We start from the raw sequence: 24,708 nt of genomic DNA on the forward strand, positions 1-24,708 counted from the left end.
AGGTAATCGCAATCTGACTGCCATCTTGGCTACTGAATTCGCGGCAGACAAGGTTTCGGGCGACTGTTTCCGTGCGGGCCTGGGTCGTCTACGCTGCGGTGCGTGGAGCCGAGAGCCTTCTATGTCGCCGGTCGTGCGGTCCACGGCGACGGCGAGTTGACCGTCACCCACCCGTACGACGGCCGGGCGGTGGGGCGTACCACCTGGGCCACGCCCGACCAGATCGAGGCGGCGGTCGCGGCGGCGGCCGGGGTGGCCGCGACCGCCGCGACCCTGCCCGCGCACGCCCGGGCGGCGGCCCTGGACCACGTCTCCCGCCGGCTCGCCGAGCGGGCCGAGGAGGTCGCCGAGCTGATCACGGCGGAGAACGGCAAGCCGATCAAGTGGGCGCGGGCCGAGGTGGGACGGGCGGTGTCGACGTTCCGCTGGGCGGCCGAGGAGGCCCGGCGCTTCTCCGGCGAGCTGCAACGCCTCGACACCGACCCGGCCGCCACCGGACGGATCGCGTTGGTCCGGCGGGTGCCCAAGGGGCCGGTACTGGGCATCGCGCCGTTCAACTTCCCGCTGAACCTGGTGGCGCACAAGGTCGCCCCGGCGATCGCGGTGGGCGCGCCGATCATCGTGAAGCCGGCCCCGGCGACGCCGCTGTCCGCGCTGCTGCTCGGCGAGATCCTGGCCGAGACGGCCCTGCCGGCGGGGATGTTCTCGGTGCTGCCGCTGCCCAACGACCGGGCCGCCGAACTGGTCGCCGACCCCCGGCTGCCGGTGGTGTCGTTCACCGGCTCCGGGCCGGTCGGCGCGGCGATCCGCCGGCAGGTGCCGGAGAAACACGTCACGCTGGAACTCGGCGGCAACGCGGCGGTGGTGATCTGCGAGGACTGGGCCTCCGACGAGGACCTGACCTTCGCCGCGCACCGGATCGCCACCTTCTCCAACTACCAGGCCGGGCAGTCCTGCATCGCGGTGCAGCGGGTCCTCGTGCACGAGTGGCTGTACGACGGCTTCCTGCCCCGGCTGGTTGCCTCCGTCGAGGAGTTGCGGACCGGGGACCCCACCTCGGAGTTGACCGACGTCGGCCCGCTGGTCTCCGAGGACGCCGCCCGCCGGGTCGAGGCGTGGGTGGACGAGGCGGTCGCCGCCGGCGCCACCGTCGAGGTCGGCGGCCGACGCGACGGCGCCACCTACCCGCCGACCGTCCTGTCCGGGGTGCCGTCCACCGCCAGGGTCTGCGCCGAGGAGGTCTTCGGGCCGGTGCTGGTGGTCGCGAAGGTCGCGGACGACGCCGCCGCGTTCGCCGCCGTCAACGACTCGGCGTACGGGTTGCAGGCCGGCGTGTTCACCCACCGCCTGGACGTCGCCTTCGCCGCCGCGCGGACCCTGGAGGTCGGCGGGGTCATCGTCGGCGACGTGCCGTCGTACCGGGCCGACCAGATGCCGTACGGCGGGGTCAAGGGCAGCGGCGTGGGGCGGGAGGGGCTGCGCAGCGCGATGGATGACTACACCGAGCCCCGGGTGATGGTGCTCACCGGGATGCCGCTGTAGTCATCCCCCGTGCTGGTGAGCGCCTCCCGGCCCGCTCACCAGGTGCCGTCGTCGCGGATCCGGGCCGGGGCCAGGCCGAGCAGCAGGGTGGTCAGCGCGGCGTCGATGTCGTCGCCGAGGAACCACTCGCCGGCCTGGTCGAGTGCGAAGATCCGCCCGTGCTCGTCGACGGCGAGGATGCTGTCCTGGCGCTCCGAGCCGATCGGGAAGAGTCGTACGCCGAGCACGGCACCGAAGTCCGCGAGGGTGTCAGCGGTGTGCGCGGCCCGGAGGGGATTGGTGTCGAACAACCGGATCCATACGTCAACACCGGGCCGCCGACGAAAGGTGTTGATCGCCGGGAAGTCCAGGAATACCCGTTCCGCAGCGGCGAACCGCTCGTGTCGGTGGACGGCGCTTGTCACCTCGCACGTCTCGGTCATCGCGCCCTCCACCAGCGCCCAGTTGAGCGGGTTTTGGTCCCAGCCCGCGTCGGCCAGGGCCTGAGCCACGTCGGGCGGGAACCGACCGCCGACTGGTACGGGCCGCGTGATGGCGGTCGGCTCGGTCGTCGCTCCGAGCTCAGGCCACGGTAGTGCACCGAGGTGCACCAGTCCTCTCGTACACGACTCACACAGACTCTCCGTCCGTCCGCCCGCCGGATCGCCCACCTCCCGTACCCGGAACACGTCCAGCCGGCAGACCGACAGCAGGGCAGCCGCCTCAGCAGGACTGAGTGGAGGTTGGCCGGCTGTGGTGCGGCGGTGGTCGTACTCGTAGAGGACGTCGGAGACGACGATCAGTTCGGCGTGCCGGTCCCCGCCCCGGACCAGATGGCCCGGGGGTAGTTCGTCCAGGTAGGCCCGGACCAGTGGATGGTGGTGTAGTTCGACGTCGCCCTTGGCGCCGTGGCCGACGTACGTGCGGCCTTCGACGGTCAGGTGCGCGACGGTGGCCGGGGTGGGGAGCCGGCGAATCTCGCGGAGCAGCCGGCTCGCCGGGTCGACGGTCCGGGGTGCCGGCGGACCGGCGGGGCGGCTGCGGCGGTACATCTGCTGCACCACCGCCGCCGGCACGCGGGGCCAGGTGGTGACCTCGCCGGTCTCCTTGTCGACGACGGTGGTCGGCAGGTCGCCGGGGTTGGTGTCGACGGCGCGGGCCACCGATGACCTGATCACGTAGCCGAGGTCGAACTCGTCCAGCACCGGGCGGCACTCGTAGCCGAGGCGCTGCGAGTCGCGGCGGGCCCACACGGTGGCGAGCTGCTCGGCCTGCTGGCGATCGATCACGGCCCGAAACTACCGGACCCCACGGGATCGTGGCGCCCGGTATGGTTCGGCTGACTGACGGTGACCGGGGAGGGTGACGTTGGCCGAGAGTGTGGACCGGGATGCCAACCAGGCGCTCAGGGCGCGGTTCGACGAGGTCTACGGTCAGTACCGCCGGCTGCGGTCCGGTATGGACGAACTTCAGACCAAACTGGCCGAGTTGCGGGTCACCGAGCGGTCCGACGACGGTCAGGTGACCGCGACCGTGGGCCCGCGTGGTGAGCTGATCTCGGTGGAGCTGGACCCGGCCGTCTACCAGGACCGCGACCACCAAGCGCTGGGCCGGAAGATCACCACGACGGTGCACCGGGCGGCCGCCGCAGCCGCCGCGGCCACCCAGGCAATGGTCGCCACGCACCTGCCGGACGGTTCGGGAACGGTGGACTTCCTGCGTACGGGAGATTTCGGCGCGTTGCTCGGGCGGGCCGACGCGGTGCTCAGGAGCGAGGGGGAGCGGCATGGCTGAGGGGCAGCTCTGGCTCGACCCGGACCGGGCCCGCCGGGGAGGCATCGACCTGCACCTCGCCGGCGAGGCGATCAGCGCCCGTCGTGACCAGGTCGGCGGGGCGATCGCGGGGGCCAGCGGCGGCCGTCCGTGGGGCCGGGACGACATCGGCGCCGCCTTCGAGAAACGCTACCGGTCCTACGAGGAGACGTTGCTGCGTGCCTGGGCCGGCGTCGGGCGGTCGCTGGAGGGGCTCGGCGCCGACGTGGTCACCTCGGTCGACGCCAACGTGCAGACCGATGCCGCGAGCGGCCGCCGCCTCGACGGGGTGATCGACCCGCGCGCCGACCGGCGCTGAGCCGCGGGGGAGAAGTCCGTGAGTGTGCTGCCCAGCCCGATCCCGCATCCCCTCGACTACAGCCCCTGGGACCTGCCGGGCTGGGCCTACGAGGCGCTCGACTGGGTGGTCGGCGTCGAGTGGCCGGACGGCGACGAACGCGCCGTCTGGGACCTCGCCGACCAGTGGTACGCCGTGGCGGGAGCCCTGACCGGTCCACGCGACGACGCGATCACCGCCGCCGCGCAGGTGCGCAGCGGTTACGGCGGGATCGGCGCGGTGTCCGAGGCGTTCGACACCGCCTGGCGGCGGCTGTCCGACGGTGACGACGCGCCGCTGCCCGTCCTGCTCGCGGTCAGCACCGACCTGGGGCGACTGGTCGAGGAGTGCGGCTGCGACATCGAGGCCGCCAAGCTCGAGGTGTGGATCGAACTCGGCATCCTCGTCGTGGAACTGCTGGCTCTCGCCGTCGCCGCCGCGCTGACCGCCGGGGCCGCCTCACCGGCGGCCGGTGCGGCGGTCACCGCCAGCCGGCTGGTGATCCAACAGATCTTCCGGCGGTTGCTGGCGCAGATGGCCAGGAAGGCGCTCCGGCAGGGCCTCAAGGAAGCGGGCGAGCGGGCCGCCAAGGAGGTGGCCAAGGGCGGGATGCGCGGGCTCGGCCGGCGCGCGCTCAGGGGCGGCATGTTCGAGGCGGGCGAGGAGGCCGGTGTCAGCCTGGCGACCCAGGCGTACCAGAACTCCACCGGCCGCCGACACGGCCTCGACCTTGCCGATCTGGGTACGTCGGCACTCGGCGGCCTGGCCGGCGGCGCGGTGGCGCCGCTGGCGGGCCTGGGCCGCCACGCCACCGGGCGGGGCGCCCGGGTCGGCGAACACCTCGGCCGGGAGATGACCGGTGAGGTGCTCGCCGAGGGCGCGGCGGGCCTGGCCACCGGCCAGGGCATGGTGTCGCTGGAGGATGCCACCCGGGCCGCCGTCTCCGGGGTCAGCGGCTCGGCGACCAGCCAGGCGGACGCGGCACTGCATGCCCGGCTCGACGGTCGTCTGCACTCGCTGGCCGACGCGTCCCAGGTGGCCGCCGACTTCCCCGCGCCGCCGTCGTCACCGCTGGTGGCCGGCGGAGTTCCGGTGCCCGCCCCCGACGTTGTGCCAGGCCACGTAGGCCCGAGCCTGCCCGCGCCGGACGGCCTGGCCCCGGTCGTCGATTCGGCTGGGGCGGTCGATGCGGCGCGGGAGGCGCGAACCCCGCACGGCTCTGGGGTCGGCGCCGGTCCGGCATCGTCCTCCACCGTGGCAGGTGGGCAGACGAATTCGGTAGTACCCGTCTCCCCTGACCTGGGAGCCCCGAGCCTGTTGTCCACCGTGGTCGACCCTGCGATACCGGCCAAAGCCGATCCGGCGCCAGCAACTGCCACGCCCACCCTCTCGGCGGTAAGCCTCGATCATTCGTCGTCACCGGCTGCCGAGGCGCCGACCGCGTTGGTGCGGAGCAGCACGCCGACACACGGGGTAGCGACGATGGGAATCTCAGATGGAGGTGCGACGGCCGGGGGATCTCCCTCCTTTTCGATCGCCGCCCCGCCGTCTGTTGCCGGACCTTCGTCAGGACACGCCACGCCGACCACCGCCGGGCATGCGGCAACGACGCCACCCCAGCGAGTCCTGCCCGGGACAGTGAACGGGACGCTTCCGTACGACGGGGCGGGCGCGGCATCGAGGGACACCGGTGGCAGCCTGTCACCGCCTTACGCCAACCGGTTTCCCCTCCTGGATGCGTTGGCCCCTGGACCGGCCACCCCAACCGTCGACCACAGCTTGCCGCTGGCGTCCCCAGAGCCACGAGATGAGGACGACCCACCTCGTCCCAGGCCTTCCGTCTGGCCAACCGCCGAGCGGGAAGCACTTGACCGTAGCCGTTATCAGGGGCACCTTCAGGCACAACGGGTTTGGTACGAGGATCAACGTCGGCGTGATCTCGCAGCACATCTACGTGAGTCGGCGAATGACTTCATGGACAGGGCGCGCTGGTTCCGTGAGCAGGCCCGGCAGGCCGCTCGGTCCGGGTTTACGGTCCGCGCGGAACACCTGTCCAGAGCCAGCGCCGTGGCCGAACGCGACGCCCACGAACTCAACGATCAAGCCGAAGCCGCCTTGACCGGGGTCATCGCACCAGCCGAAGTCGTAGTCGACGATGCCGTTGATTTCTATCGGATCAACAATGATGTTGCCGATCTGGCGCTCGGTGCGATCGAGACGGCGGACCGGTCGGCCCTCACCGGGGACGACAACCCGCCGCCCATCGACCGGTCCCGGCGGTACGGGCAGTTCGGCGGCCTGCGACCACCGCTCGCCCTGCATCAGACCGACCTCGAACGGCAGATGCCCCGCAACCCGGACGGCAGCGTCGTCCGTACCGCAGATCCGCGTGCAGGCGGATGGTTCGCGTTGGCCAACGACGGTGGACCGCAGGCAGACCCCACCCGGGGCATCAACTGCCTGGACTGCACCCTGTCCCTCTACGAGACGTGGCTGCACGGCCGGCCCCGGGTCTCCGCCCCTCGCACCTTCGACGGTTACCTCGAAGGCGACATCCAGCGGCCCATCAACGGTGAGGCCGGTGGACCCGGCCGGGTCGAGGAGGTCACCGGTGGCCGGTTCCAGAAGCTCTTCGTGGTCAAGGAGGGAGAGACGCCCGGGCCGGTGCTGCTGCACCAATCCGTCGAACGGGGCTACCGGAATCTCCACGACCAGCTCATCCTGGGCCGTCATGGCAGCTATGCCTTCCTGATCACCGAGTGGGAGGACGGCGGCTCGCACATCTGGGTGGCGCTCAACCAGAACGGCGCGGTGCTCTACCTCGACCCGCAGAACGGAACGGTCCACGACCGCCCGCTGTACGCCCACAGTGGCCGTCCGCATCCCGAGAACGTGGTCAGCATCGATGTCCTGGTGCTCGGCGGGGACGGCCGGCCGATGCCGCTGGGTGGGCTGGCGCGGGGACGGTTCAGCGTCCATCCGGATCTGCCCCACCACCCTTCGGCGCCCGACGACCAGCACGGGTACGGCGACCCGTACGTCAACCGGATGTACCTGCTCGACGGCCCGGGCAGACCAGGACCGTCGCCCGATGCGTACGGCAATGCGCCAGCGCCGAGCGGTCCACCCGAGATGCCGTCCGAGCCAACGGCCGAACTCGCCGCTGACGAGCGCAGCGCGCTTGATCGGCTGCACGAGCGAGCGCGGACAGCGGCCGACAGGGTGGAAAGCGCGCTCAACCGCGTAGCCGAGCGGGTGACCGTGACGCTGGGGGCGAGCGGTGCTGTTGAGTTGCGCGACCAGGAGTTCCGGTTGAAGAGCCCGGAATCCCTCGCCCGTAAGTTCCTCGACGAGGCAGTGGCGCTCGGCGTCTCGGTGGAGGAATTCAGCAGCGAGGTCAACGATGTGCTCAGGTTCTGTCTCGTCGTACCGGAAGGGGAGCCGTATGAGCGGGCGGTGCGGGGGGTACTGGAAGAGCTGAGACGAGCAGGCTTCACGGTCGGGGATCGGTCCTGTAAGAACTTCTGGCGGGTGGGCAACCGTTTCTATGGCTTCAACTGCACCGTAAGCTCCCCGGAGGGTCAGTTGTTCGAGCTGCAACTGCACAGTCAGTCATCCAGAGCGGCATGGCTGGAGACGCATCACGCGTACGAGGTCCTACGCCGTACTGTGCAGTCTCCGGCTCGCCGGGTCCACGCGTTCCTGGAAATGTTGGCGATCAACCGTCGTAGTGGAATACCAGATGAAGTCCCCACTCGTCTTTCGGTCGTCTTCCCGGCCAAGGATGCCAGCTTCGCGAAGTGGGTCCACCTCAACGCAAGTATCTGGCGGTCCTATACCGAACTACTCCGGGCGGAGGGGCGGGACTTCGCGGATGTCGCGCTCAGGTTCGGGTTGACGGCGCAGGACTTCCCCATATCTCCCGAACTGGAACAACAACTGGAGCGTCTGAGTGTTGACCTACTACGTTCTGTACCGCATCTCTGACGAGGCTGAGCCGTCCGGTGTGTTCGTGGTCGACTCGACCGAGGGACACGCCCTGGTGTGGGATCACCGCCGCCGATCCTGGGAGTACAACCCAGAACTCGTCGCCCGATTCCTCGATGATCATCGAAACTTTGGGCGCTACCAGGAGGTCGACCGAGCCGCAGGGGAGCGCGCTGCGATCAGCGTGACCGGTGGGCAGTGTCTGCCGGACGTCGAGTCCATCCGACGCCGCTTCGCGCAAGCGCGTGGCCGCTAGTCTGCGTCCTCTGTCGAAGGCGGTCCGGCCTCGGGTGCTCGGCTTGCCCGAGGTGCACGGAAACCGATTGCGATCCGTTGGCACCTACGCGAGTGTCGCGGCATGACGGACCCCCGCTCCGACGCCCTCTCCGGCCTCCCCACCCGCTCCTTCGGCTGGTCGGACATGTTCCTCAGCCCCGAGGACGACCCCCGCTCCGACGGCGGCTTCGACGACGAGAAGGCCATCCTGGTCAACTATCTGCGCGACCATCGCCTGACCCTCGAACTGAAGTGTGCCGACCTCGATGCCGAGGCGCTGGCCCGGCGCAGCATTCCCCCGTCGACGATGTCGCTGCTCGGGCTGGTGCGGCACCTGGCGGAGGTGGAGCGGGGCTGGTTCCGGCGCACCATGGCCGGCGAGGAAGCGCCGCGCATCTGGTGTACCGAGGACGAGCCGGACGGTGACTTCGACGGCGCGATCGCCGACCCGGCGGTGGTCGAGCAGGCGTGGGCGGCCTGGCGGGACGAGGTGGCGTACGCGGAGCGGTTCGTCGCCGAGGCGATGGACCTGGGGGTCAAGGGGCATCGGGGTGAGCTGACGATCTCACTGCGCGAACTGTTGGTGCACATGATCGAGGAGTACGCCCGGCACAACGGCCACGCCGACCTGCTGCGGGAACGGATCGACGGCCGGGTCGGCCAGTGAACGACGCCATCTCGGTGTCGTGATCAGCCCGAGCGCGTCCAGGATCCCCCTCGCCACCGGCTCGGATCGAGGTGGTCACGTTGACGACCACCCCGCCACCGACGGCAAGTATCCCCGCAAGCGGGGACGGCAAGGGCGGGCAGCCGCCGAGGACGCATCATGGTCGACTCCGATTCGGCGATGTGGTGGCATCCGGTCCATGTGGACACCGCCAGATCGCCGAAATGGAGTCGATCAACCCGTCCGGGCCGAGGGCGACCCACGACGGCGGCCGGGTTCGACTCGGGGCGGGGTGCCGTCGTTGTGCTGGCCGAATAGCATCGCGTGATGACGGAATCCACAGGCACGAAGCGTCGATCCAGCGCCTGGGTGGTGGGTCTGCTCGTCGGCGTCGTCATCGGCTGGCTGATGTTCGAGGACGCGATCGGGATCGCCTTCGGGATAGCCATCGGCACTGCCTTCGCCATCGCCTTCGGTGCCTTCGACCGGAAGAAGGACGGCGACCGGAAGAAGGACGTAGGGAGCCGGCGGGACGATGATCCGAGCTGAACAGACCGGTGACCGATTGGGCGGCCCCGCGCAGGAAACCGTGGGTCGGTCCGGCCCCGGCGATCCGCCCGCCCGGACCGCCGCAGGATGGAATTCGGCGGACTGCCCCGCCCGGACCGCCGCATGACAAAGTCCGGCGGGACCCTCCGCCCGGACTACCACGTCATGGAACCCGACGGGTCGCCCCGCCGGGGTCGTCCCGGGATGGAGGTCGATGCTTCGCCCCGCCCGGGCCGTCCCGGGATGGAGGTCGGCGAGTCGCCCTGCCTGGGCCGTCCCGGGATGGAGGTCGGCAGGTCGCCCCGGCCGGGCCGTCCCGGAGTGAAGGCCGACGGTTCGCCCCGTCCGGATCGCCCCGGGATGGAGGCCGGATCGCCCCGTTCGGGCCACGGCAGGGCGGACGCCGGGCAGGAACGCCGTGCCCACGAGGCGGCCCCGGCGACGGTTGCCGAGGCGGTGGCCGTACAGGAGCGGTTGCGACCGCTCGCGGACCTGGTCGGGCCGGGTCCCGGCCGGCCCGCGACGGTGGCTGGCCTCGATGTCGCGTACGCGCAGGACGGTGCCCTGCTCGCGGCGGCCGTGACGGTGCTCGACGCCGCGACCCTGGAGGTGGTCGACCGGGCGGTCAGCGTCGGCCGGCCCGCCTTCGACTACGTGCCGGGGCTGTTCGCCTTCCGTGAGCTGCCGGCGCTGCTGGCCGCCCTGGACCGGCTGACCACCCGACCGGAGTTGCTGGTCTGCGACGGGCACGGGCTGGCCCACCCGCGCCGGTTCGGGCTGGCCTGCCACCTGGGCGTGGTGACCGGGCTGCCGGCGATCGGGGTGGGCAAGACGCCGTTGGTGGGCGGGTGGACCGGGCCGGGGCCGCGCCGGGGGGACAGCGCGCCGTTGGTCGACGGCGGTGAGGTGGTCGGCCGGGTACTGCGCACCCGGGACGGGGTGAAGCCGGTCTTCGTCAGTGTCGGGCACCGGATGGGCCTGGACAACGCGGTCGACCAGGTGCTCGCGTTGACCCCGCGCTACCGGCTGCCGGAGACCACCCGCACCGCCGACCGGCTCTGCCGCGACGCTCTCGCCGCCGCCGGCTGAGCCCGCCGTCGGCACTCGACCGGGCCGCCGTCGGCACTCGACCGGGCCGCCGTCGGCCGGGCGCCGGTTGGCTCGGGCGACCGGCGTCGCCGTACAGGCGGTCACTGCCGCCGGATCGGTGCCGAACCGGCAGCGGGGAGGGTAATACGGCACACCTGCCGAGCGCTCTGTGACCAGGGGGGTCCCTGGCCCGGTAGTAGCCTGACCGGCGGACCCCGCCAGGGGCGGGAGAGGTGAGGTGGGGCATGTCCGTGTGTCGGCAGGTGGCGTGGGTGGCGACGGCCGGCGCGTTGCTCGGTGGTCTGGTGGTTGGCGGCGCGGCTCCGGCGTCCGCCGACGCCGACCGGGTGAACGTCCGTGCCGCCGGCAGCTTCGAAGCCGGTGGCTCTCCGGACGGCGTCTCGGTCGAGGTGCGTAAGCGCACCGACGGTTGTGTCCTGCTGCGTACCGGGTTGGGGTTGCACCTGGAGGGGCTTACCGCGGAGCAGGTCCGGGTAGAGGTGAACGTCGGGGGGCACTGGTTCGCCGCGCCGGTCTCCGGTGGTGGGGGCACTGTGCTCGTCTCCCGTACCTCCCCGGCGGATCCGACGTTGTGCAAGGGAAAGAGCAGCACCGTCCGCTACCGGGTGGCGTTCCTCGCCGGGACGCCGGCGGGTCGGCTGGAGGTGGTCGGTGAGGCGACGACCGCGGCCGGTCGGCTGATCGGCCGGGGTGCCGACAGGTCCAAGGTCGGTGGCCGGGAGGCCGGCACCGCCTCGCCGACCCCGACCCCGACCCCGACCCCGACCCCGACCCCGACCCCGAAGCCCACGCCCACCCCCACCCCCAGCGCGGCCACCACCGCGCCCGCGACGGACCCGGCGGCCACGGAGGCTGCCCTCGCCCTGCCGGACGCCGGTCAGGGCACCGCCGCCCCCGCCGAGTCCACCGGAGGATCCATGATCATGTACGTCGGCATCGCCCTGGTGGTCCTGGGTGCCGGGCTCATCGCCCTGCTGATCTTCCGGTCCCGTTCCGACAAGACCCGCGCCACCGACCAGGGCAGTTTCCCGGCCGTGCCGCTGCCGCGCAATCCCGGGCCGACCACCTACCGCGCCGGGGGCGGGGCGCCGGCCGGCCAGGTGTACGGGGGCCAGCAGCCGCCGGCCGCCCCCACCCGCCCCGGCGGGCTGTACGGGGCGCCCGGCACCTATCCGACCGTCGCGCCCGCCCCGCGTCCCACCGGTGGGGTGTACGGTGCCCGGCCGACCTCGGCCCCGCCGGCCGCCGGCCCACCCGCCCAGGCCCGGCCGACCTCGGCGCCCCCGGCCAGCCCCTCGGCGCCCCCGACCGGCGGCGACGGTACGACGATCATGCCCCAGCTCCCCGGCTAGGACGGGGCGGACGCCGCCGCTCCGATACGCTCAGGGTCGTTGACGACCTGCGTTCGAGGAGCTGAAACCGGTGTCTGACCTGTCCCAGATCGTGAAGGCGTACGACGTCCGGGGGACGGTGCCCGACCAGTGGGACGAGCGCGCCGCCGAGGCCCTCGGCGTCGCCTTCACCCAGGTGCTCAACGACACCGGCGAGCCGGGCGAGACCGTGCTGATCGCGCACGACATGCGGGCCACCGGCCCGGGTCTGGTCGCCGCGTTCGCCACCGGCGTCCGCGCCGCCGGGCGGGCCGTGATCGAGCTGGGCCTGGCGTCCACCGACATGCTCTACTACGCCTCCGGCGCGCTGGGCCTGCCCGGGGCGATGTTCACCGCCAGCCACAACCCGGCGCAGTACAACGGCATCAAGATGTGCCGCTCCGGCGCCCGCCCGATCGGGCAGGACAGCGGCCTGGCCGACATCCGGGACCGGGCCCAGGCACTGCTAAACGGCGGCGCGCGCCCGGCCGGACCGTCGCGGGCCCCGCTGACCGACCGGCGGGACCTGCTCCCCGACTACGCGGCCCACCTGCGCAAGCTGGTCGACCTGTCGACCATCCGCCCGCTGAAGGTGGTGGTCGACGCCGGCAACGGGATGGGCGGCTACACCGTGCCCAGCGTGCTGGGCGACGCCGCCCTGCCGGCGCTGCCGCTGGAGATCGTCCCGCTCTACTTCGAGCTGGACGGCACCTTCCCGCACCACGAGGCCAACCCCCTCGACCCGAAGAACCTGGTCGACCTCCAGCGCGCCGTGGTGGCGCACTCCGCCGACCTGGGTCTGGCCTTCGACGGCGACGCGGACCGCTGCTTCGTGATCGACGAGCGCGGCGAGCCGGTCTCCCCGTCCGCGATCACCGCCCTGGTCGCCGCCCGCGAGCTGGCCAAGCACCCGGGCTCCACGGTGATCCACAACCTGATCACCTCCCGCGCGGTGCCGGAGATCATCCGCGAGCACGGCGGCGAGCCGGTGGTGGCCCGGGTCGGCCACTCCTTCATCAAGGCCGAGATGGCCCGGACCAACGCGATCTTCGGCGGCGAGCACTCCGCGCACTACTACTTCCGCGACTTCTGGTTCGCCGACACCGGCATGCTCGCCGCCATGCACACCCTGGCCGCGCTGGGCGAGCAGTCCCAGCCGCTGTCGATCCTGGCCAGCGGCTACGAGCGGTACGTCGCCTCCGGCGAGATCAACTCCACGGTGGCGGACCAGGCCGCCAGGGTCGCCGAGGTGCGCGTCGCGTACCCGGAGGCGGAGGCCGACGAGCTGGACGGGCTCACCCTGCGGTTCCCCGACGGTGCCTGGTTCAACCTGCGCGCGTCCAACACCGAGCCGTTGCTGCGGCTCAACGTGGAGGGGCCGACCGAGGAGCGGATGACGTCGCTGCGCGACGAGGTGCTGGAGCGGGTTCGCCGATAAGATCCCCTGCGCCGGTCGGCACCGCCGTCCGACGGAGACCGCACACGTGGAAGGAGCCGCGCCGTGGCCCTGGACCCGCAGTTGCTCGAGATCCTCGCCTGCCCGGACACACACCACGCCCCGCTGGACTACGACCCGCAGGGGCAGACCCTGACCTGCACGGAGTGCGGTCGCATCTTCGAGGTGCGCGACGACGTGCCGGTGCTGCTGCTGGACGAGGCGCGCGGCGGGCCGGAGGCGCAGCGGTGATGGACGGTACGGCCGGGCTGAGCGGCCGGCGGGTGGTCGACGAGTCGGTGCTGGACGACCCGGATGCGGTGGCCGCCCACGACCCGGGCGGCATGCTGCGCTTCATCGCCTCCGCCGGTGCCCAGGTGCGGGAGTCCGCCGCGCTGACCGCCGAGGCCAACCTGTCGCTGCTGGAGGACGAGGGCCGCCCCCGGGCGGTCGTCATCGCCGGCATCGGCACCGCCGGGCGTACCGGTGACGTGCTGGCCACGGTCGCCGGGCCGCGCTGCCCGGTGCCGGTGATCCCGCACCGCAGCGCGGGCGTGCCCGGCTGGGTCGGCGCGGCCGACGTGGTGATCGCGGTCAGCGCGTCCGGCCGCAGCCCGGAGGCGTTGGGGGCCGCCGAGGCCGCGCACCGCCGCGGTGCCCGGCTGGTGGCGGTCGGCGCGCCCGACTCGCAGCTCCAGTCGGTGGCCGAGCGGGCCCGGGCACCGTTCATCCCGGTGCCCCGCCGCGCCCCGGCCCGGGCCAGCCTCTGGGCGCTCACCGTGCCGGTTCTGCTCGCCGCCCGTACGCTCGGCCTGGTGAAGGTCAACGAGGCGGATCTGGCCGAGACGGCGGCCCGGCTCGACGCCGACGCCGACCGGTGCCGGCCGACCGCCGAGTCGTTCGTCAACCCGGCGAAGTCGCTGGCCCTCGGGCTGGCCGGGTCGATCCCGATCGTGTGGGGCTCGTCCCCGCTGGCCACCGTGGCGGCCCGCCGCTTCGGTGACACCCTGTCGGCCAACGCCCGCTACCCGGTGGTCACCGGGGCGCTGGGCGAGGCCGGTCGGGGCCGGGTCGGCCTGCTCGACGGGGTCTTCGGCGGTCTGGTGGAGTCGGCGCGGGACATCTTCGCCGACCCCGACGCGGCCGAGGACGACCCGACCCGGCTGCGGCTGGTGCTGCTCCGCGACGGTGGCCTCAACGCCGACGACGACACCGACGAGCCGCTCGCCGTGGAGGAGCGCCGCGCGGACGCGGTGCAGACCCTCGCCGAGCGGCGCGGCGTGCGCTGCGACGTGGTGACCGCCGAGGGCGGTTCCGCGCTGGAACGGCTCGCCTCGCTCATCGCGGTGCCGGATTTCGCCTCGATCTACCTTGCCCTGGCCCACGGGCTGGACCCCATGGCCGTACCGGCCGTCACGGAGATGAAGGAGCTGTCGAACCAGTGAACGAACGGCAGGGAGCGGGGCCTCCGGCTCAGCGGGGCGTCCCACGCCGCCGGGTGGCGGAGTGGAACGGCGACGTGAGCGCGCGTGCCGAGCGGGTCGTTCGGCCCAGTGGTGTGGCGTCCTGCGCCGCCGCGTGGCGGAGCGGGGCAGCGGCGTGAGCGCGAACGGCGGGACGAGGGCGATCGTCGCCGCCCTGCTGGCCAACGTCGGCATCGCCGTCACCAAGTTCATCGCGTTCCTGCTGACGAGCTCCTCGTCGATGCTGGCGGAGTCGATCCACTCGGTGGCGGACTCCGGCAACCAGGGGCTGTTGCTGCTCGGCGGCAAGCGGGCCAAGCGGGAGGCCACCCCGCAGCACCCCTTCGGGTACGGCCGGGAGCGCTACATCTACGCGTTCATCGTGTCGATCGTGCTGTTCAGCGTCGGTGGTCTCTTCGCGCTCTACGAGGCGTACCACAAGGCGGCCGACCCGCACCCGATCACGGCGTGGCAGTGGGTGCCGGTGGTGGTGCTGGTCGCCGCGATCGTGATGGAGAGCTTCTCCTTCCGTACCGCGATCCAGGAGTCCAACCACACCCGGGGCAACCAGTCCTGGGTCAACTTCATCCGCCGGGCCAAGGCGCCCGAGTTGCCGGTGGTGCTGCTGGAGGACTTCGGCGCGCTGATCGGTCTGGTCCTCGCCCTGGTCGGCGTGGGGATGACGCTGATCACCGGCAACGGCATGTGGGACGCCGCCGGCACCGCCATGATCGGTGTGCTGCTGGTGATCATCGCGATCGTGCTGGCGATCGAGACCAAGAGCCTGCTGCTCGGTGAGGGTGCCGACCCGAAGGACCTGGCCGCGATCGAGCGGGCGGTCACCGCCGGCCCGGAGGTCGAACGGATCATCCACATGAAGACGCTCTACCTCGGCCCGGAGGAGCTGATGGTGGCCGCGAAGGTCGGCGTACCGGCCTGCGAGAGCGCCGAGGAGCTGGCCCGGGGCATCAACGCCGTCGAGGCGCGGATCCGCGCCGCGGTGCCGATCGCCCGGGTCATCTACCTGGAGCCGGACATCTGGAGCGCCGCCGCCGACCGGGCCGGCACCGGTGCCGCCGCGCCCACCGCCGTGACCGGGCCGGAGACCGAGCCGGGTGAGGTGGCCGGGCGGGCCGGGGGCTGAGCGTGGAGTTGCTGTACGGGCCGATCCGCGACTACGCCTGGGGGTCCCGCTCGGCGATCGCCGAGTTGCAGGGACGCCCGGTGCCCAGCGCTGGCCCGGAGGCCGAGCTGTGGCTGGGCGCCCATCCGGGTGGCCCGGCCACGGTCGACCGGGACGGCGACCGGGTGAGCCTGACCGACCTGTTGGTCGCCGAGCCGGACGGCTGGCTCGGCGACCGGTTGGTGGCGCGGTTCGGCCCCCGGCTGCCGTTCCTGCTCAAGGTGCTCGCCGCGGACGCCCCGCTCAGCCTCCAGGCGCACCCGGACGCCGGGCAGGCGAGGGCCGGGTACGCGGTCGACGCGGCCCGCACCGGCGGGCCGCGCAACTACGTCGACCCGTACCACAAGCCGGAGCTGCTGGTGGCGTTGACGTCGTTCGACGCGCTCTGCGGGTTCCGTGACCCCGTGGTGTCGGCGGCGGCGCTGGCCGGGCTCGGCGTACCCGCGCTGGAGCCGGTGGTGGCCGCGCTGCGTACCGGGCCGGCGGGGCTGCGTACGGCGGTGAAGACGCTGTTGAGCTGGCCGGACGCGGACCGCGTCGGGCTGGTCGACGCGGTGCGTGCGGCGGGCGTCGCCGGGCCGGACGCCGAGCTGGCGCGGGCGCTGGCCGTCAGCTACCCGGGCGATCCGGGAGTGTTGGTGGCGTTGCTGCTCCACCACGTCCGGCTGGCGCCGGGGGAGGCGATCTGGATGCCCGCCGGCAACCTGCACGCCTACCTGCGGGGCACCGGCGTGGAGATCATGGCGGCCAGTGACAACGTGCTGCGTGGTGGCCTGACCCCGAAGCACGTGGACGTCGACGAGCTGCTCCGGGTGCTCCGCTTCGAGGTGCTGGTCGATCCGGTCGTCGCGGCCCGTCCGGTGGCTCCCGGGGTGCGCTGCTGGCCGGTCCCGGTGGACGACTTCGCGCTGCACCGGGTGACGGTGGACGCGACCGTGCCGGTGGTCCGGCTGTCGCTGCCCGGCCCCCGGGTGGTGCTCTGCACCGGCGGCAGGGTCTCGGTGGACGACGGGACCGGGCTGGTGCCCCTCGACCGGGGGCAGGCGGCGGTGGGTGCCGCCGTCGTGGCGCCGCTGACCTTCTCCGGCGCGGGCGAGGCGTTCGTGGCGACCGTCGGCGCCTGACGGAGCGTACGGACGATCTCGGAAAGTGCGGAGTCGTCGCCGCCACAAGTCCGACTTTCCCGAATTGGCTTGACGATCCGGTCGCGCAATGTGACTCTGTGGGTACGCAGCGTTGTCGTGACGAAGGTCCGGTAGCGCGCGGGGAACCAAACCGGGGGGATGCACGGGGGTGGCCGGCAGGTGGGCGGAAAGTCCGTCCAGCTCCGACCGCCCCCGTGCGCTGTCACCGGCCGCCCCGGTGCGCCGTCCGGGTGCGGGCGTAAGGTTGATGGTCGCGCAGCCATCGTTCGACAGGAGCTTCCATGACCAGCACCCTCCCCACGTCGCAGAGCGGCGCACGGCCGAGCACCCTCGCCGGGGGCGACTACAAGGTGGCGGATCTGTCGCTCGCCGAGTTCGGGCGCAAGGAGATCCGACTCGCCGAGCACGAGATGCCCGGCCTGATGGCGATCCGCCGCGAATTCGCCGACGCCCAGCCGCTCGCCGGCGCCCGTATCACCGGCTCGCTGCACATGACCATCCAGACCGCCGTCCTGATCGAAACGCTGGTCGCCCTCGGCGCCGAGGTCCGGTGGGCCTCCTGCAACATCTTCTCCACCCAGGACCACGCCGCCGCGGCGATCGTGGTCGGCCCGGAGGGCACCCCGGCGGCGCCGGCCGGCGTTCCGGTCTACGCCTGGAAGGGGGAGAGCCTGGAGGAGTACTGGTGGTGCACCGAGCAGGTGCTCGCCTGGCCGGACGGGCAGGGCCCGAACATGATCCTCGACGACGGCGGCGACGCCACCCTGCTGGTCCACAAGGGTGTCGAGTTCGAGAAGGCCGGGGTCGTCCCGGCGGTCGAGTCCGCCGACTCCGAGGAGTACGCGGTGATCCTCCAGGTGCTGCACCGCAGCCTCGCCGAGGACGCTCAGCGCTGGACCCGGATCGCCTCGGGCATCAAGGGCGTGACCGAGGAGACCACCACCGGCGTGCACCGGCTCTACGAGATGCACCGGGCCGGCTCCCTGCTCTTCCCGGCCATCAACGTCAACGACTCGGTGACCAAGAGCAAGTTCGACAACAAGTACGGCTGCCGCCACTCGCTCATCGACGGCATCAACCGGGCCACCGACGTGCTGATCGGCGGCAAGATGGCCGTCGTGCTCGGCTACGGCGACGTGGGCAAGGGCTGCGCCGAGTCGCTGCGCGGCCAGGGTGCCCGGGTCGTGGTGACCGAGGTCGACCCGATCTGCGCCCTCCAGGCGGCGATGGACGGCTACCAGGTGGCCACCCTGGAGGACGTGGTCGAGCAGGCCGACATCTTCATCACCGCGACCGGCTGCTTCGACGTCATCACGAACGAGCACATGGCCCGGATGAAGCACCAGGCCATCGTGGGCAACATCGGCCACTTCGACAACGAGATCGACATGGCCGGCCTGATGAAGCGCTCGGACGTCACCCGGGAGAACATCAAGCCGCAGGTCGACGTGTGGCGCTTCGAGGACGGTCACGCCATCATCGTGCTCTCCGAGGGTCGCCTGCTGAACCTGGGCAACGCCACCGGTCACCCGAGCTTCGTGATGTCGAACTCGTTCGCCAACCAGACGATCGCCCAGATCGAGCTGTACACCAAGACCGACGAGTACCCGGTCGGCGTCTACGTGCTGCCCAAGCACCTGGACGAGAAGGTCGCCCGGCTGCACCTGGGTGCCCTCGGCGCCCGGCTGACCGAGCTGACCAAGGAGCAGGCCGCCTACCTCGGCGTCGCCGTGGAGGGCCCGTTCAAGCCGGAGCACTACCGGTACTGAGCACCACCTGACGAAGGACCCGGGTCGGCCGCCGCGCGGCCGGCCCGGGTCCTTCTCGGTACGCCGTCCGCGCGCCGACCCCGGCGCCGCGCGCCGGCTCCCGGGACCGCCCGGGGGTCAGCGCGGCCCGGGACGGCGGCTCGGCCGGATCCAGGTCCACACGCACCAGGCGAGCCAGGCGAGCGAGACCACCACGGCCAGCGGGCGCAGGCGCAGCGCGTTGAGGATGATCACCAGCGCGAGCACGGCCAGCCACGGACCGAACCCCTTCACCGGTGCCGTCCCGGACGACGGTGGCGAAGCGCACAGCGGTCGGCGGTCGCCGGTGGGGCGGGGGCGGTCGGGCGGGCGATGGGGGTGTGGAGCGTGTCAGGCACGGGCCGTCCTGTCCTGGGAGTTCGTCGGATCCTCCCACCTGGGGCGGGTGCCGGGCGTCCGTCGGTCGGTCGGTCCGGCCGGCACTCCCGACCAGGGTGAACCTGTCATGAACGACTTGACGGCACCCCGGATCAGGAGGAAGGTATGGCTGCCCTAAGTTAACTGAGGCAAGCCTGACCACGACACGGAGCATCGATGTTCGCCACATACCTGATCGGCCTGCGGGAGGGCCTGGAGGCGACGCTGGTCGTCAGCATCCTGGTCGCCTTCCTGGTGAAGTCGCAGCGCCGGGACCGGTTGCCCCAGGTCTGGGTCGGCGTCGGGCTGGCCGTGGCGCTCTCGGTGCTCTTCGGCTGGCTGATCGAGTACACCTCGGCCTCGCTGCTCGCCCGGTCCGAGGACCGGGAGCTGTTCGAGGCGGTGACGTCGGTCGCCGCCGTGGTCTTCGTGACCTGGATGATCTTCTGGATGCGCCGGGCGGCCCGGACCATCGCCGGTGAGCTGCGCGGCAAGCTCACCGAGGCGCTCGCGGTCGGCTCCCTGGCGGTGGCCGGGATGAGCTTCCTGGCGGTGATCCGGGAGGGCCTGGAGACCGCGCTGATCTTCTACTCGGCGGCGCAGAGCGCGGCCGGTGGCACCGGCTCGGGTCCGCTGCTGGCACTGGCCGGCGGCATCGCCACCGCCGTGGTGCTCGGCTTCCTGCTCTACCGCAGCGCGCTGAGGATCAACCTGTCGAAGTTCTTCACCTGGACCGGCGCGCTGCTGATCCTGGTCGCCGCCGGCATCCTCAAGTACGGCGTGCACGACTTCCAGGAGGCCGGCGTGCTGCCCGGCCTCAACAACCTGGCCTTCGACGTCTCCTCGGTGCTCGACCCGAGCACCTGGTACGCCACCCTGCTCGCCGGCATGTTCAACATCACCCCCGCGCCCAGCGTGCTGGAGATGATCGCCTGGGTCGCCTACGCCGTCCCGGTGATGGTCCTCTTCCTCCGCAAGCCGGCGGCGCCCGCGAAGCCCGTCACCCCGGCGAAGCCCGCCCCGGCGGTGTCGACCGACGCCCCGGCGGTGTCGACCGACGCCTCAGCCGCGTCGACGGCCGCCCCGGTCGCGTCGACCGCCAGCCCGGTCGCGTCGACCGTTCCCCCGGAGCAGACCGCCGCCCCGCAGCGCGCCTGACCCACCATCCCCGCGAGGAGACAAGCAACGATGCGAACCACCCGCTTCCTGGTGCTCGCCGCCGTCGGCGCGCTGGCCGTCACCGGCGTCACCGCCTGCGCCGGCACGGACGAGCAGGGGGCCGCGAAGGTCGACAACGCGGTCAAGGTCAAGGCCACCGACACCGCGTGCGAGGTGGACCTCACCGACCTGACCGCCGGCCAGGCCACCTTCACGGTGATTAACTCCGGCAGCAAGGTCAACGAGTTCTACGTCTACGCCGCGGGCGACCGGGTGATGGGCGAGGTGGAGAACATCGCCCCGGGGCTCAGCCGTGAGCTGCGCGTCGAACTGCCCGCCGGGACGTACGAGACGGCCTGCAAGCCCGGGATGAGCGGACGCGGCATCCGGGGCGCGCTGAAGGTCACCGGCACCGTCGCCACCGTCGCCCCGGACGCCGCGCTGGCCGAGGCCACCACCAGCTACCAGCGGTACGTGACCAGCCAGACCGCCGCCCTGCTCACCAAGACCGAGGAGTTCACCGCCGCGGTCAAGGCCGGTGACGTGGCGAAGGCCAAGGCGCTCTACCCGGTCGCCCGCACCTACTGGGAGCGGATCGAGCCGGTGGCGGCGAGCTTCGGCGACCTCGACCCGAAGATCGACGGTCGGGAGGAGGTCGTCGAGGAGGGCATGGAGTTCACCGGCTTCCACCGGATCGAGAAGGACCTCTGGACCACCGGCGACATCAGCAAGGACGGCCCGATCGCCGACCGGCTGCTCGCCGACGTCAAGGAGATCGTGGCGCGGGCCAACGCCGAGAAGCTGACCCCGCTCCAGCTCGCCAACGGTGCCAAGGCCCTCCTCGACGAGGTCGCCAGCGGAAAGATCACCGGCGAGGAGGAGCGGTACTCGCACACCGACCTCTGGGACTTCAACGCCAACCTGGAGGGCTCGAAGGCGGCGATCGCGGCGCTCCGCCCGGCGCTGGAGCAGCGCTCCCCGGAGCTGGTGGCCCAGCTCGACAAGGAGTTCGCCACCGTGGAGGCGACGCTCGGCAAGCACCGCGACGGCGACGGCTGGAAGCTGCACACCGCGCTGAGCAAGGCCGAACTCAAGGAGCTGTCGGACAGCATCAACGCCCTCGCCGAGCCGATCAGCAAGGTCGCCGCCGTCGTCGCCCGATGACGGCCGATCCCGCCCAGGAGAGTCGATGAGCGAGCAGCACAGCAGCGGCCGGCTGTCCCGGCGACGGGCCATCACCCTCGCCGGGGTCGGGGTGGCCGGCGTGGCCGGGGTCGGCGTGGGGGCCGGCGCGCTGTTCCGCGACGCCGACCAGGCCGCCGCGAACGACTCCGCAGCCGGGGCGGAGCCGTTCCACGGCGAGCACCAGTCCGGCATCACCACCCCCGCCCAGGACCGGCTGCACTTCGTCGCGTTCGACGTGGTCACCAAGGACCGGGACCGGTTGGTCGGCATGCTCCAGGAGTGGACGGCCGCCGCGGCCCGGCTGACCGCCGGGAAGGACGCCGGGGTCATCGGCGCCGTCGGCGGCGTGCCTGAGGCCCCGCCGGACGACACCGGCGAGGCGCTGGGCCTGCCCCCGTCGCAGCTCACCCTGACCGTCGGCTTCGGGCCGACGCTGTTCCGCGACGCGCAGGGCCGGGACCGGTTCGGGATCGCCGACCGGCGTCCCGCCGCGCTCGCCGACCTGCCGCACTTCGCCGGGGACGCGCTGCGTCCGGAGATCTCCGGCGGGGACCTCTGCGTGCAGGCGTGCGCGAACGACCCGCAGGTGGCGGTGCACGCCATCCGCAACCTGGCCCGGATCGGGATGGGCGTGGTCAGCGTCCGCTGGTCCCAGCTCGGCTTCGGACGTACCTCGTCGACCTCGCGGGACCAGGCCACCCCGCGCAACCTGTTCGGCTTCAAGGACGGCACGGCCAACCTCAAGGCCGAGGACGCCGACCTGCTGCGGGACCAGCTCTGGGCCCAGCCGGGCGACGGCGCGGACTGGATGACCGGCGGCTCGTACCTGGTCACCCGCAAGATCCGGATGCAGATCGAGACCTGGGACCGCAGCTCACTGGCCGAGCAGGAGCAGATCGTCGGCCGGACCAAGGGCAGCGGCGCGCCGCTGGGCCGCAAGGACGAGTTCGACGAGCCGGACTTCGCCGCGAAGGGCGACGACGGGCAGCCCGTGATCGCCGAGGACGCGCACGTACGGCTCGCCCACCCCAGCCGGAACAACGGCGCGCACCTGCTGCGCCGGGGCTACAACTTCGTGGACGGCTCGGACGGGCTGGGCCGGCTCGACGCCGGGCTCTTCTTCATGGCGTACCAGCGCGACCCGCGCCGGCAGTTCGTGCCGATCCAGACCCAGCTCGCCCGGCGCGACCTGATGAACGAGTACCTGCGGCACGTCTCCAGCGCGGTGTTCGCCTGCCCGCCCGGTGTCCGCGACGCCGCCGACTGGTGGGGCCGGACCCTCTTCACCTGACCCGGGTTCCGTCCCGTCCCGGCTCGCCGGTCGGCTCCGGGGCAGGAGCGGTGGGCGTGCGGCCCGCCCGGCGGTGGCAGCAGGCTCGGCGACGGCCGGCTACCGGTCGGGCCGGAGCGGGGCGGTGAGCGCCCGGGTGCGGCGCAGCCGCAGCGCGCCGCGCCGGTTCCGCTCGGCCAGCACCGCCGCCAGCAGCAACGGCTCCGGTACGCCCGGCGGCGGAACCGGCGACGTCACGGCCGCCACCTCGCGCCACAACCCCCGGGCCAGCCCCGACCGGTACGGCTCGACGATCTGCTCGCCCCGAGTCAGGTACTGCCGGACCGCCAGGGCCAGCGGGTCGTCGAGCCGGGTCAGGTCCAGGGTGACCGCCCAGCCGGCCAGCGGCGGGATGATCATCGGTGCCGGCCGCCACGGATGGGTCGTCCGGGTGTGCACCACCATCGTGCCGGCCACCAGGTCACCCAGCCGCCGACCCCGCGGATCGGTCAGCATCACCGTCGCCCCGGCCACCCAGCTCAACAGCGGCAGCACCAGGCCCGGCCACTCCACGGCCGCCCCCACCAGCGCCCGGGTCAGCGACTGGCGCAGCCCCACCGGGCCGCCGTCGGCGCTGACCACCCGCAGCCCCACCGCCAGCTTGCCGGGCGTACGGCCGTGGTTGAGGCGTTCCCAGGCGACCGGGTAGCCGACCACCACCAGCACCAGCCCGAGCGTCTCCAGGGCCCCGGCCAGGGCCTGGTCCACCAGCGGGTCGAGCAGGATCAGCGCCAGCGGGGTCAGCATCAGGGCCAGCAGCGCCGCGCAGAGCACCTGCCCGAGGATGTCGATCAGCAGCGCCAGCACCCGGGAGCCGAGCCGGGCCGCCCGGACGTCCAACTCGACGGCCTCGCCGCTGACCAGCCCGGCGTCCGCCCACCCGGCGGCCGGGCCGGTGGCGACGGGCACCGGTGGTTGCGCTGTCACCCGCACAGTGAACACTATGGGCGCCGGACGGGGGAGGACGAGTGGATCTCGACGCGTACGTCGCCGAGCACGGCCACGAGTGGCGGCGGCTGGAGCTGTTCTGCGACCGCCGCCGGCTGACCGCCGACGAGATCGACGAGATGGTCGCCCTCTACCAGCGCACCGCCACCCACCTGTCGGCGCTGCGCAGCCGCGCGCCCGACCCGGCACTGGTCAGCCGCCTCTCCCAGCTCGTGCTGCGGGCCCGGGCCCGGATCACCGGCCGGCGTCGGCCGTCCTGGGCGGCGGTGGGCCGGTTCCTCACCGTCGGCTTCCCCGCCGCCGTCTACCGCGCCTGGCCGTGGTGGTGTGCGGTGGCGACCGGGTTCAGCCTGCTCAGCGGCTTCCTCATCTGGTACGTCGCGGGCAACCCGGCGACCGCGTCGGCCCTGATCGGCCCGGAGGCCGCCGCCGAGCTGGTCGACTCCGGCTTCGCCGGCTACTACACCGAGTTCTCCGCGCCGACCTTCGCCTTCCACCTGTGGACGCACAACGCCTGGGTGGCCGCCCAGTGCCTGGCCTCCGGGGTGCTGGTGGTGCCGGTGTGCTACCTGCTCTGGCAGAACGCGCTCAACGTGGGCGTGGTCGGCGGGGTGATGGTCTCCTACGGGCGGGCCGACGTCTTCTTCGGGCTGATCACCCCGCACGGGCTGCTGGAGCTGACCGGGGTCTTCGTGGCCGCCGGGGTGGGGCTGCGGACGGCCTGGGCGTGGATCTCACCCCCGGCGCACCTGGGCCGGGGCCAGGCGGTCGCGGAGGCGGGCCGCTCGGCGATCCTGGTCGCCGTCGGCCTGGTCGGGCTCTTCGGGGTCTCCGCACTGCTGGAGGCGTTCGTCACCCCGTCGCCGATGCCGACGGCGTTGCGGATCGGCGTCGGCGCGGTGGTGTGGTGGGGATTCCTCGGCTACGTCGTCGTGCTGGGCCGCCGGGCGGTCGCGGCCGGGTCGGCGCCCGCCGAGCGGACCGATCCGTGGCTGGCCGAACTCTGGCCCTCCACCGATCCCACCCGGGCCTGGCACCTCACCCGCCCCGCCCCCTGACCTGGCCGG

General features: G+C 72.5%; 22 protein-coding genes. 19 read left to right on the forward strand and 3 right to left on the reverse strand.

From position 1 onward, the window contains the following. The first annotated feature begins 102 nt into the window (after nt 1–102). Nucleotides 103–1,542: an aldehyde dehydrogenase family protein gene (locus ACIQG9_RS04190; RefSeq protein WP_400398253.1), complete on the forward strand. Its 1,440-nt coding sequence runs from the start codon at nt 103–105 to the stop codon at nt 1,540–1,542. A gap of 35 nt (nt 1,543–1,577) precedes the next feature. On the opposite strand, the gene ACIQG9_RS04195 is transcribed toward ACIQG9_RS04190, so the two are convergent. Continuing rightward, nucleotides 1,578–2,810 (reverse strand): SUKH-3 domain-containing protein, encoded by a 1,233-nt coding sequence (locus tag ACIQG9_RS04195; protein ID WP_400398255.1) that lies wholly within the window; start codon nt 2,808–2,810, stop codon nt 1,578–1,580. A 73-nt stretch (nt 2,811–2,883) separates the two neighbouring features. Between ACIQG9_RS04195 and ACIQG9_RS04200 the strand changes: the two genes are divergently transcribed. The 14 genes from ACIQG9_RS04200 to ahcY all read left to right on the forward strand — a co-directional run bounded on the left by ACIQG9_RS04200 (nt 2,884) and on the right by ahcY (nt 18,624). Beyond that, a complete protein-coding gene (locus ACIQG9_RS04200) occupies nt 2,884–3,315 on the forward strand; it encodes a YbaB/EbfC family nucleoid-associated protein (RefSeq protein ID WP_400398257.1) in 432 nt (143 codons plus the stop codon). Next, the gene (locus ACIQG9_RS04205; protein ID WP_400398259.1) at nt 3,308–3,652 is read left to right on the forward strand and encodes a hypothetical protein; all 345 of its coding nucleotides are present in this window, start codon (nt 3,308–3,310) and stop codon (nt 3,650–3,652) included. The genes ACIQG9_RS04200 and ACIQG9_RS04205 overlap by 8 nt, the downstream gene beginning before the upstream one ends. Before the next feature lie 18 nt (nt 3,653–3,670). After that, nucleotides 3,671–7,657: a toxin glutamine deamidase domain-containing protein gene (locus ACIQG9_RS04210; protein ID WP_400398261.1), complete on the forward strand. Its 3,987-nt coding sequence runs from the start codon at nt 3,671–3,673 to the stop codon at nt 7,655–7,657. Beyond that, entirely contained in the window at nt 7,626–7,913 is a 288-nt protein-coding gene (locus ACIQG9_RS04215) for a hypothetical protein (RefSeq protein ID WP_400398263.1), read from the forward strand. Before ACIQG9_RS04210 ends, ACIQG9_RS04215 begins: the two co-directional genes overlap by 32 nt. 102 nt (nt 7,914–8,015) lie before the next feature. After that, nucleotides 8,016–8,600, forward strand: coding sequence for a DinB family protein (locus ACIQG9_RS04220; protein ID WP_400398265.1), 585 nt, complete (start codon nt 8,016–8,018; stop codon nt 8,598–8,600). 327 nt (nt 8,601–8,927) lie between these two features. Continuing rightward, nucleotides 8,928–9,149, forward strand: a complete 222-nt coding sequence (locus ACIQG9_RS04225; RefSeq protein WP_400398267.1) for a hypothetical protein — start codon at nt 8,928–8,930, stop codon at nt 9,147–9,149. 360 nt (nt 9,150–9,509) lie between these two features. Beyond that, nucleotides 9,510–10,238, forward strand: a complete 729-nt coding sequence (gene nfi / locus ACIQG9_RS04230; RefSeq protein ID WP_400398269.1) for a deoxyribonuclease V — start codon at nt 9,510–9,512, stop codon at nt 10,236–10,238. Between the two features lie 245 nt (nt 10,239–10,483). Beyond that, the gene (locus ACIQG9_RS04235; RefSeq protein ID WP_400398271.1) at nt 10,484–11,611 is read left to right on the forward strand and encodes a hypothetical protein; all 1,128 of its coding nucleotides are present in this window, start codon (nt 10,484–10,486) and stop codon (nt 11,609–11,611) included. Nucleotides 11,612–11,681: 70 nt separating this feature from the next. Then, a complete protein-coding gene (locus ACIQG9_RS04240) occupies nt 11,682–13,067 on the forward strand; it encodes a phosphomannomutase/phosphoglucomutase (RefSeq protein WP_400398273.1) in 1,386 nt (461 codons plus the stop codon). A 63-nt stretch (nt 13,068–13,130) separates the two neighbouring features. Continuing rightward, nucleotides 13,131–13,316: a Trm112 family protein gene (locus tag ACIQG9_RS04245; RefSeq protein ID WP_400398275.1), complete on the forward strand. Its 186-nt coding sequence runs from the start codon at nt 13,131–13,133 to the stop codon at nt 13,314–13,316. Further along, a complete protein-coding gene (locus tag ACIQG9_RS04250) occupies nt 13,313–14,509 on the forward strand; it encodes an SIS domain-containing protein (RefSeq protein ID WP_400398277.1) in 1,197 nt (398 codons plus the stop codon). The genes ACIQG9_RS04245 and ACIQG9_RS04250 overlap by 4 nt, the downstream gene beginning before the upstream one ends. A gap of 154 nt (nt 14,510–14,663) precedes the next feature. Further along, nucleotides 14,664–15,671 carry a cation diffusion facilitator family transporter gene (locus ACIQG9_RS04255; protein WP_400398279.1) on the forward strand — a complete coding sequence of 336 codons (1,008 nt, stop codon included), beginning with the start codon at nt 14,664–14,666 and terminating at the stop codon, nt 15,669–15,671. Nucleotides 15,672–15,673: 2 nt separating this feature from the next. Continuing rightward, nucleotides 15,674–16,834, forward strand: a complete 1,161-nt coding sequence (manA, locus tag ACIQG9_RS04260; RefSeq protein ID WP_400398281.1) for a mannose-6-phosphate isomerase, class I — start codon at nt 15,674–15,676, stop codon at nt 16,832–16,834. Between the two features lie 302 nt (nt 16,835–17,136). Beyond that, nucleotides 17,137–18,624, forward strand: a complete 1,488-nt coding sequence (ahcY, locus tag ACIQG9_RS04265; protein ID WP_400398283.1) for an adenosylhomocysteinase — start codon at nt 17,137–17,139, stop codon at nt 18,622–18,624. 117 nt (nt 18,625–18,741) lie between these two features. On the opposite strand, the gene ACIQG9_RS04270 is transcribed toward ahcY, so the two are convergent. After that, nucleotides 18,742–18,897: a hypothetical protein gene (locus ACIQG9_RS04270; protein ID WP_400398285.1), complete on the reverse strand. Its 156-nt coding sequence runs from the start codon at nt 18,895–18,897 to the stop codon at nt 18,742–18,744. Between the two features lie 300 nt (nt 18,898–19,197). Between ACIQG9_RS04270 and efeU the strand changes: the two genes are divergently transcribed. The 3 genes from efeU to efeB are packed head-to-tail and all read left to right on the forward strand — an operon-like array spanning nt 19,198 to nt 22,654. After that, a complete protein-coding gene (gene efeU / locus ACIQG9_RS04275) occupies nt 19,198–20,178 on the forward strand; it encodes an iron uptake transporter permease EfeU (RefSeq protein ID WP_400398287.1) in 981 nt (326 codons plus the stop codon). 30 nt (nt 20,179–20,208) lie between these two features. After that, nucleotides 20,209–21,342: an iron uptake system protein EfeO gene (efeO, locus tag ACIQG9_RS04280; RefSeq protein ID WP_400398289.1), complete on the forward strand. Its 1,134-nt coding sequence runs from the start codon at nt 20,209–20,211 to the stop codon at nt 21,340–21,342. 25 nt (nt 21,343–21,367) lie between these two features. After that, the gene (gene efeB / locus ACIQG9_RS04285) at nt 21,368–22,654 is read left to right on the forward strand and encodes an iron uptake transporter deferrochelatase/peroxidase subunit (protein WP_400398291.1); all 1,287 of its coding nucleotides are present in this window, start codon (nt 21,368–21,370) and stop codon (nt 22,652–22,654) included. 99 nt (nt 22,655–22,753) lie between these two features. Here the strand turns inward: efeB and ACIQG9_RS04290 are convergent, their stop codons facing one another. After that, the gene (locus ACIQG9_RS04290) at nt 22,754–23,620 is read right to left on the reverse strand and encodes an RDD family protein (RefSeq protein WP_400398293.1); all 867 of its coding nucleotides are present in this window, start codon (nt 23,618–23,620) and stop codon (nt 22,754–22,756) included. A gap of 41 nt (nt 23,621–23,661) precedes the next feature. Here ACIQG9_RS04290 and ACIQG9_RS04295 point away from each other — a divergent pair, with 41 nt between their 5' ends. Further along, on the forward strand, nt 23,662–24,699 hold the full coding sequence (locus tag ACIQG9_RS04295) for a stage II sporulation protein M (RefSeq protein WP_400398295.1): 1,038 nt from the start codon (nt 23,662–23,664) through the stop codon (nt 24,697–24,699). The last annotated feature ends 9 nt before the right edge of the window (nt 24,700–24,708 follow it).

The sequence above is a fragment of the Micromonospora sp. NPDC092111 genome, assembly GCF_044755745.1.
GTDB lineage: Bacteria > Actinomycetota > Actinomycetes > Mycobacteriales > Micromonosporaceae > Micromonospora.

Excerpts from the sequence above, each read along its gene's own strand:
- ACIQG9_RS04205 (WP_400398259.1), top strand. The coding sequence starts at position 3,308 with ATGGCTGAGGGGCAGCTCTGGCTCGACCCGGACCGGGCCCGCCGGGGA.
- ACIQG9_RS04220 (WP_400398265.1), top strand. The coding sequence starts at position 8,016 with ATGACGGACCCCCGCTCCGACGCCCTCTCCGGCCTCCCCACCCGCTCC.
- ACIQG9_RS04225 (WP_400398267.1), top strand. The coding sequence starts at position 8,928 with ATGACGGAATCCACAGGCACGAAGCGTCGATCCAGCGCCTGGGTGGTG.
- nfi (WP_400398269.1), top strand. The coding sequence starts at position 9,510 with ATGGAGGCCGGATCGCCCCGTTCGGGCCACGGCAGGGCGGACGCCGGG.
- ACIQG9_RS04235 (WP_400398271.1), top strand. The coding sequence starts at position 10,484 with ATGTCCGTGTGTCGGCAGGTGGCGTGGGTGGCGACGGCCGGCGCGTTG.
- ahcY (WP_400398283.1), top strand. The coding sequence starts at position 17,137 with ATGACCAGCACCCTCCCCACGTCGCAGAGCGGCGCACGGCCGAGCACC.
- efeU (WP_400398287.1), top strand. The coding sequence starts at position 19,198 with ATGTTCGCCACATACCTGATCGGCCTGCGGGAGGGCCTGGAGGCGACG.
- efeO (WP_400398289.1), top strand. The coding sequence starts at position 20,209 with ATGCGAACCACCCGCTTCCTGGTGCTCGCCGCCGTCGGCGCGCTGGCC.
- efeB (WP_400398291.1), top strand. The coding sequence starts at position 21,368 with ATGAGCGAGCAGCACAGCAGCGGCCGGCTGTCCCGGCGACGGGCCATC.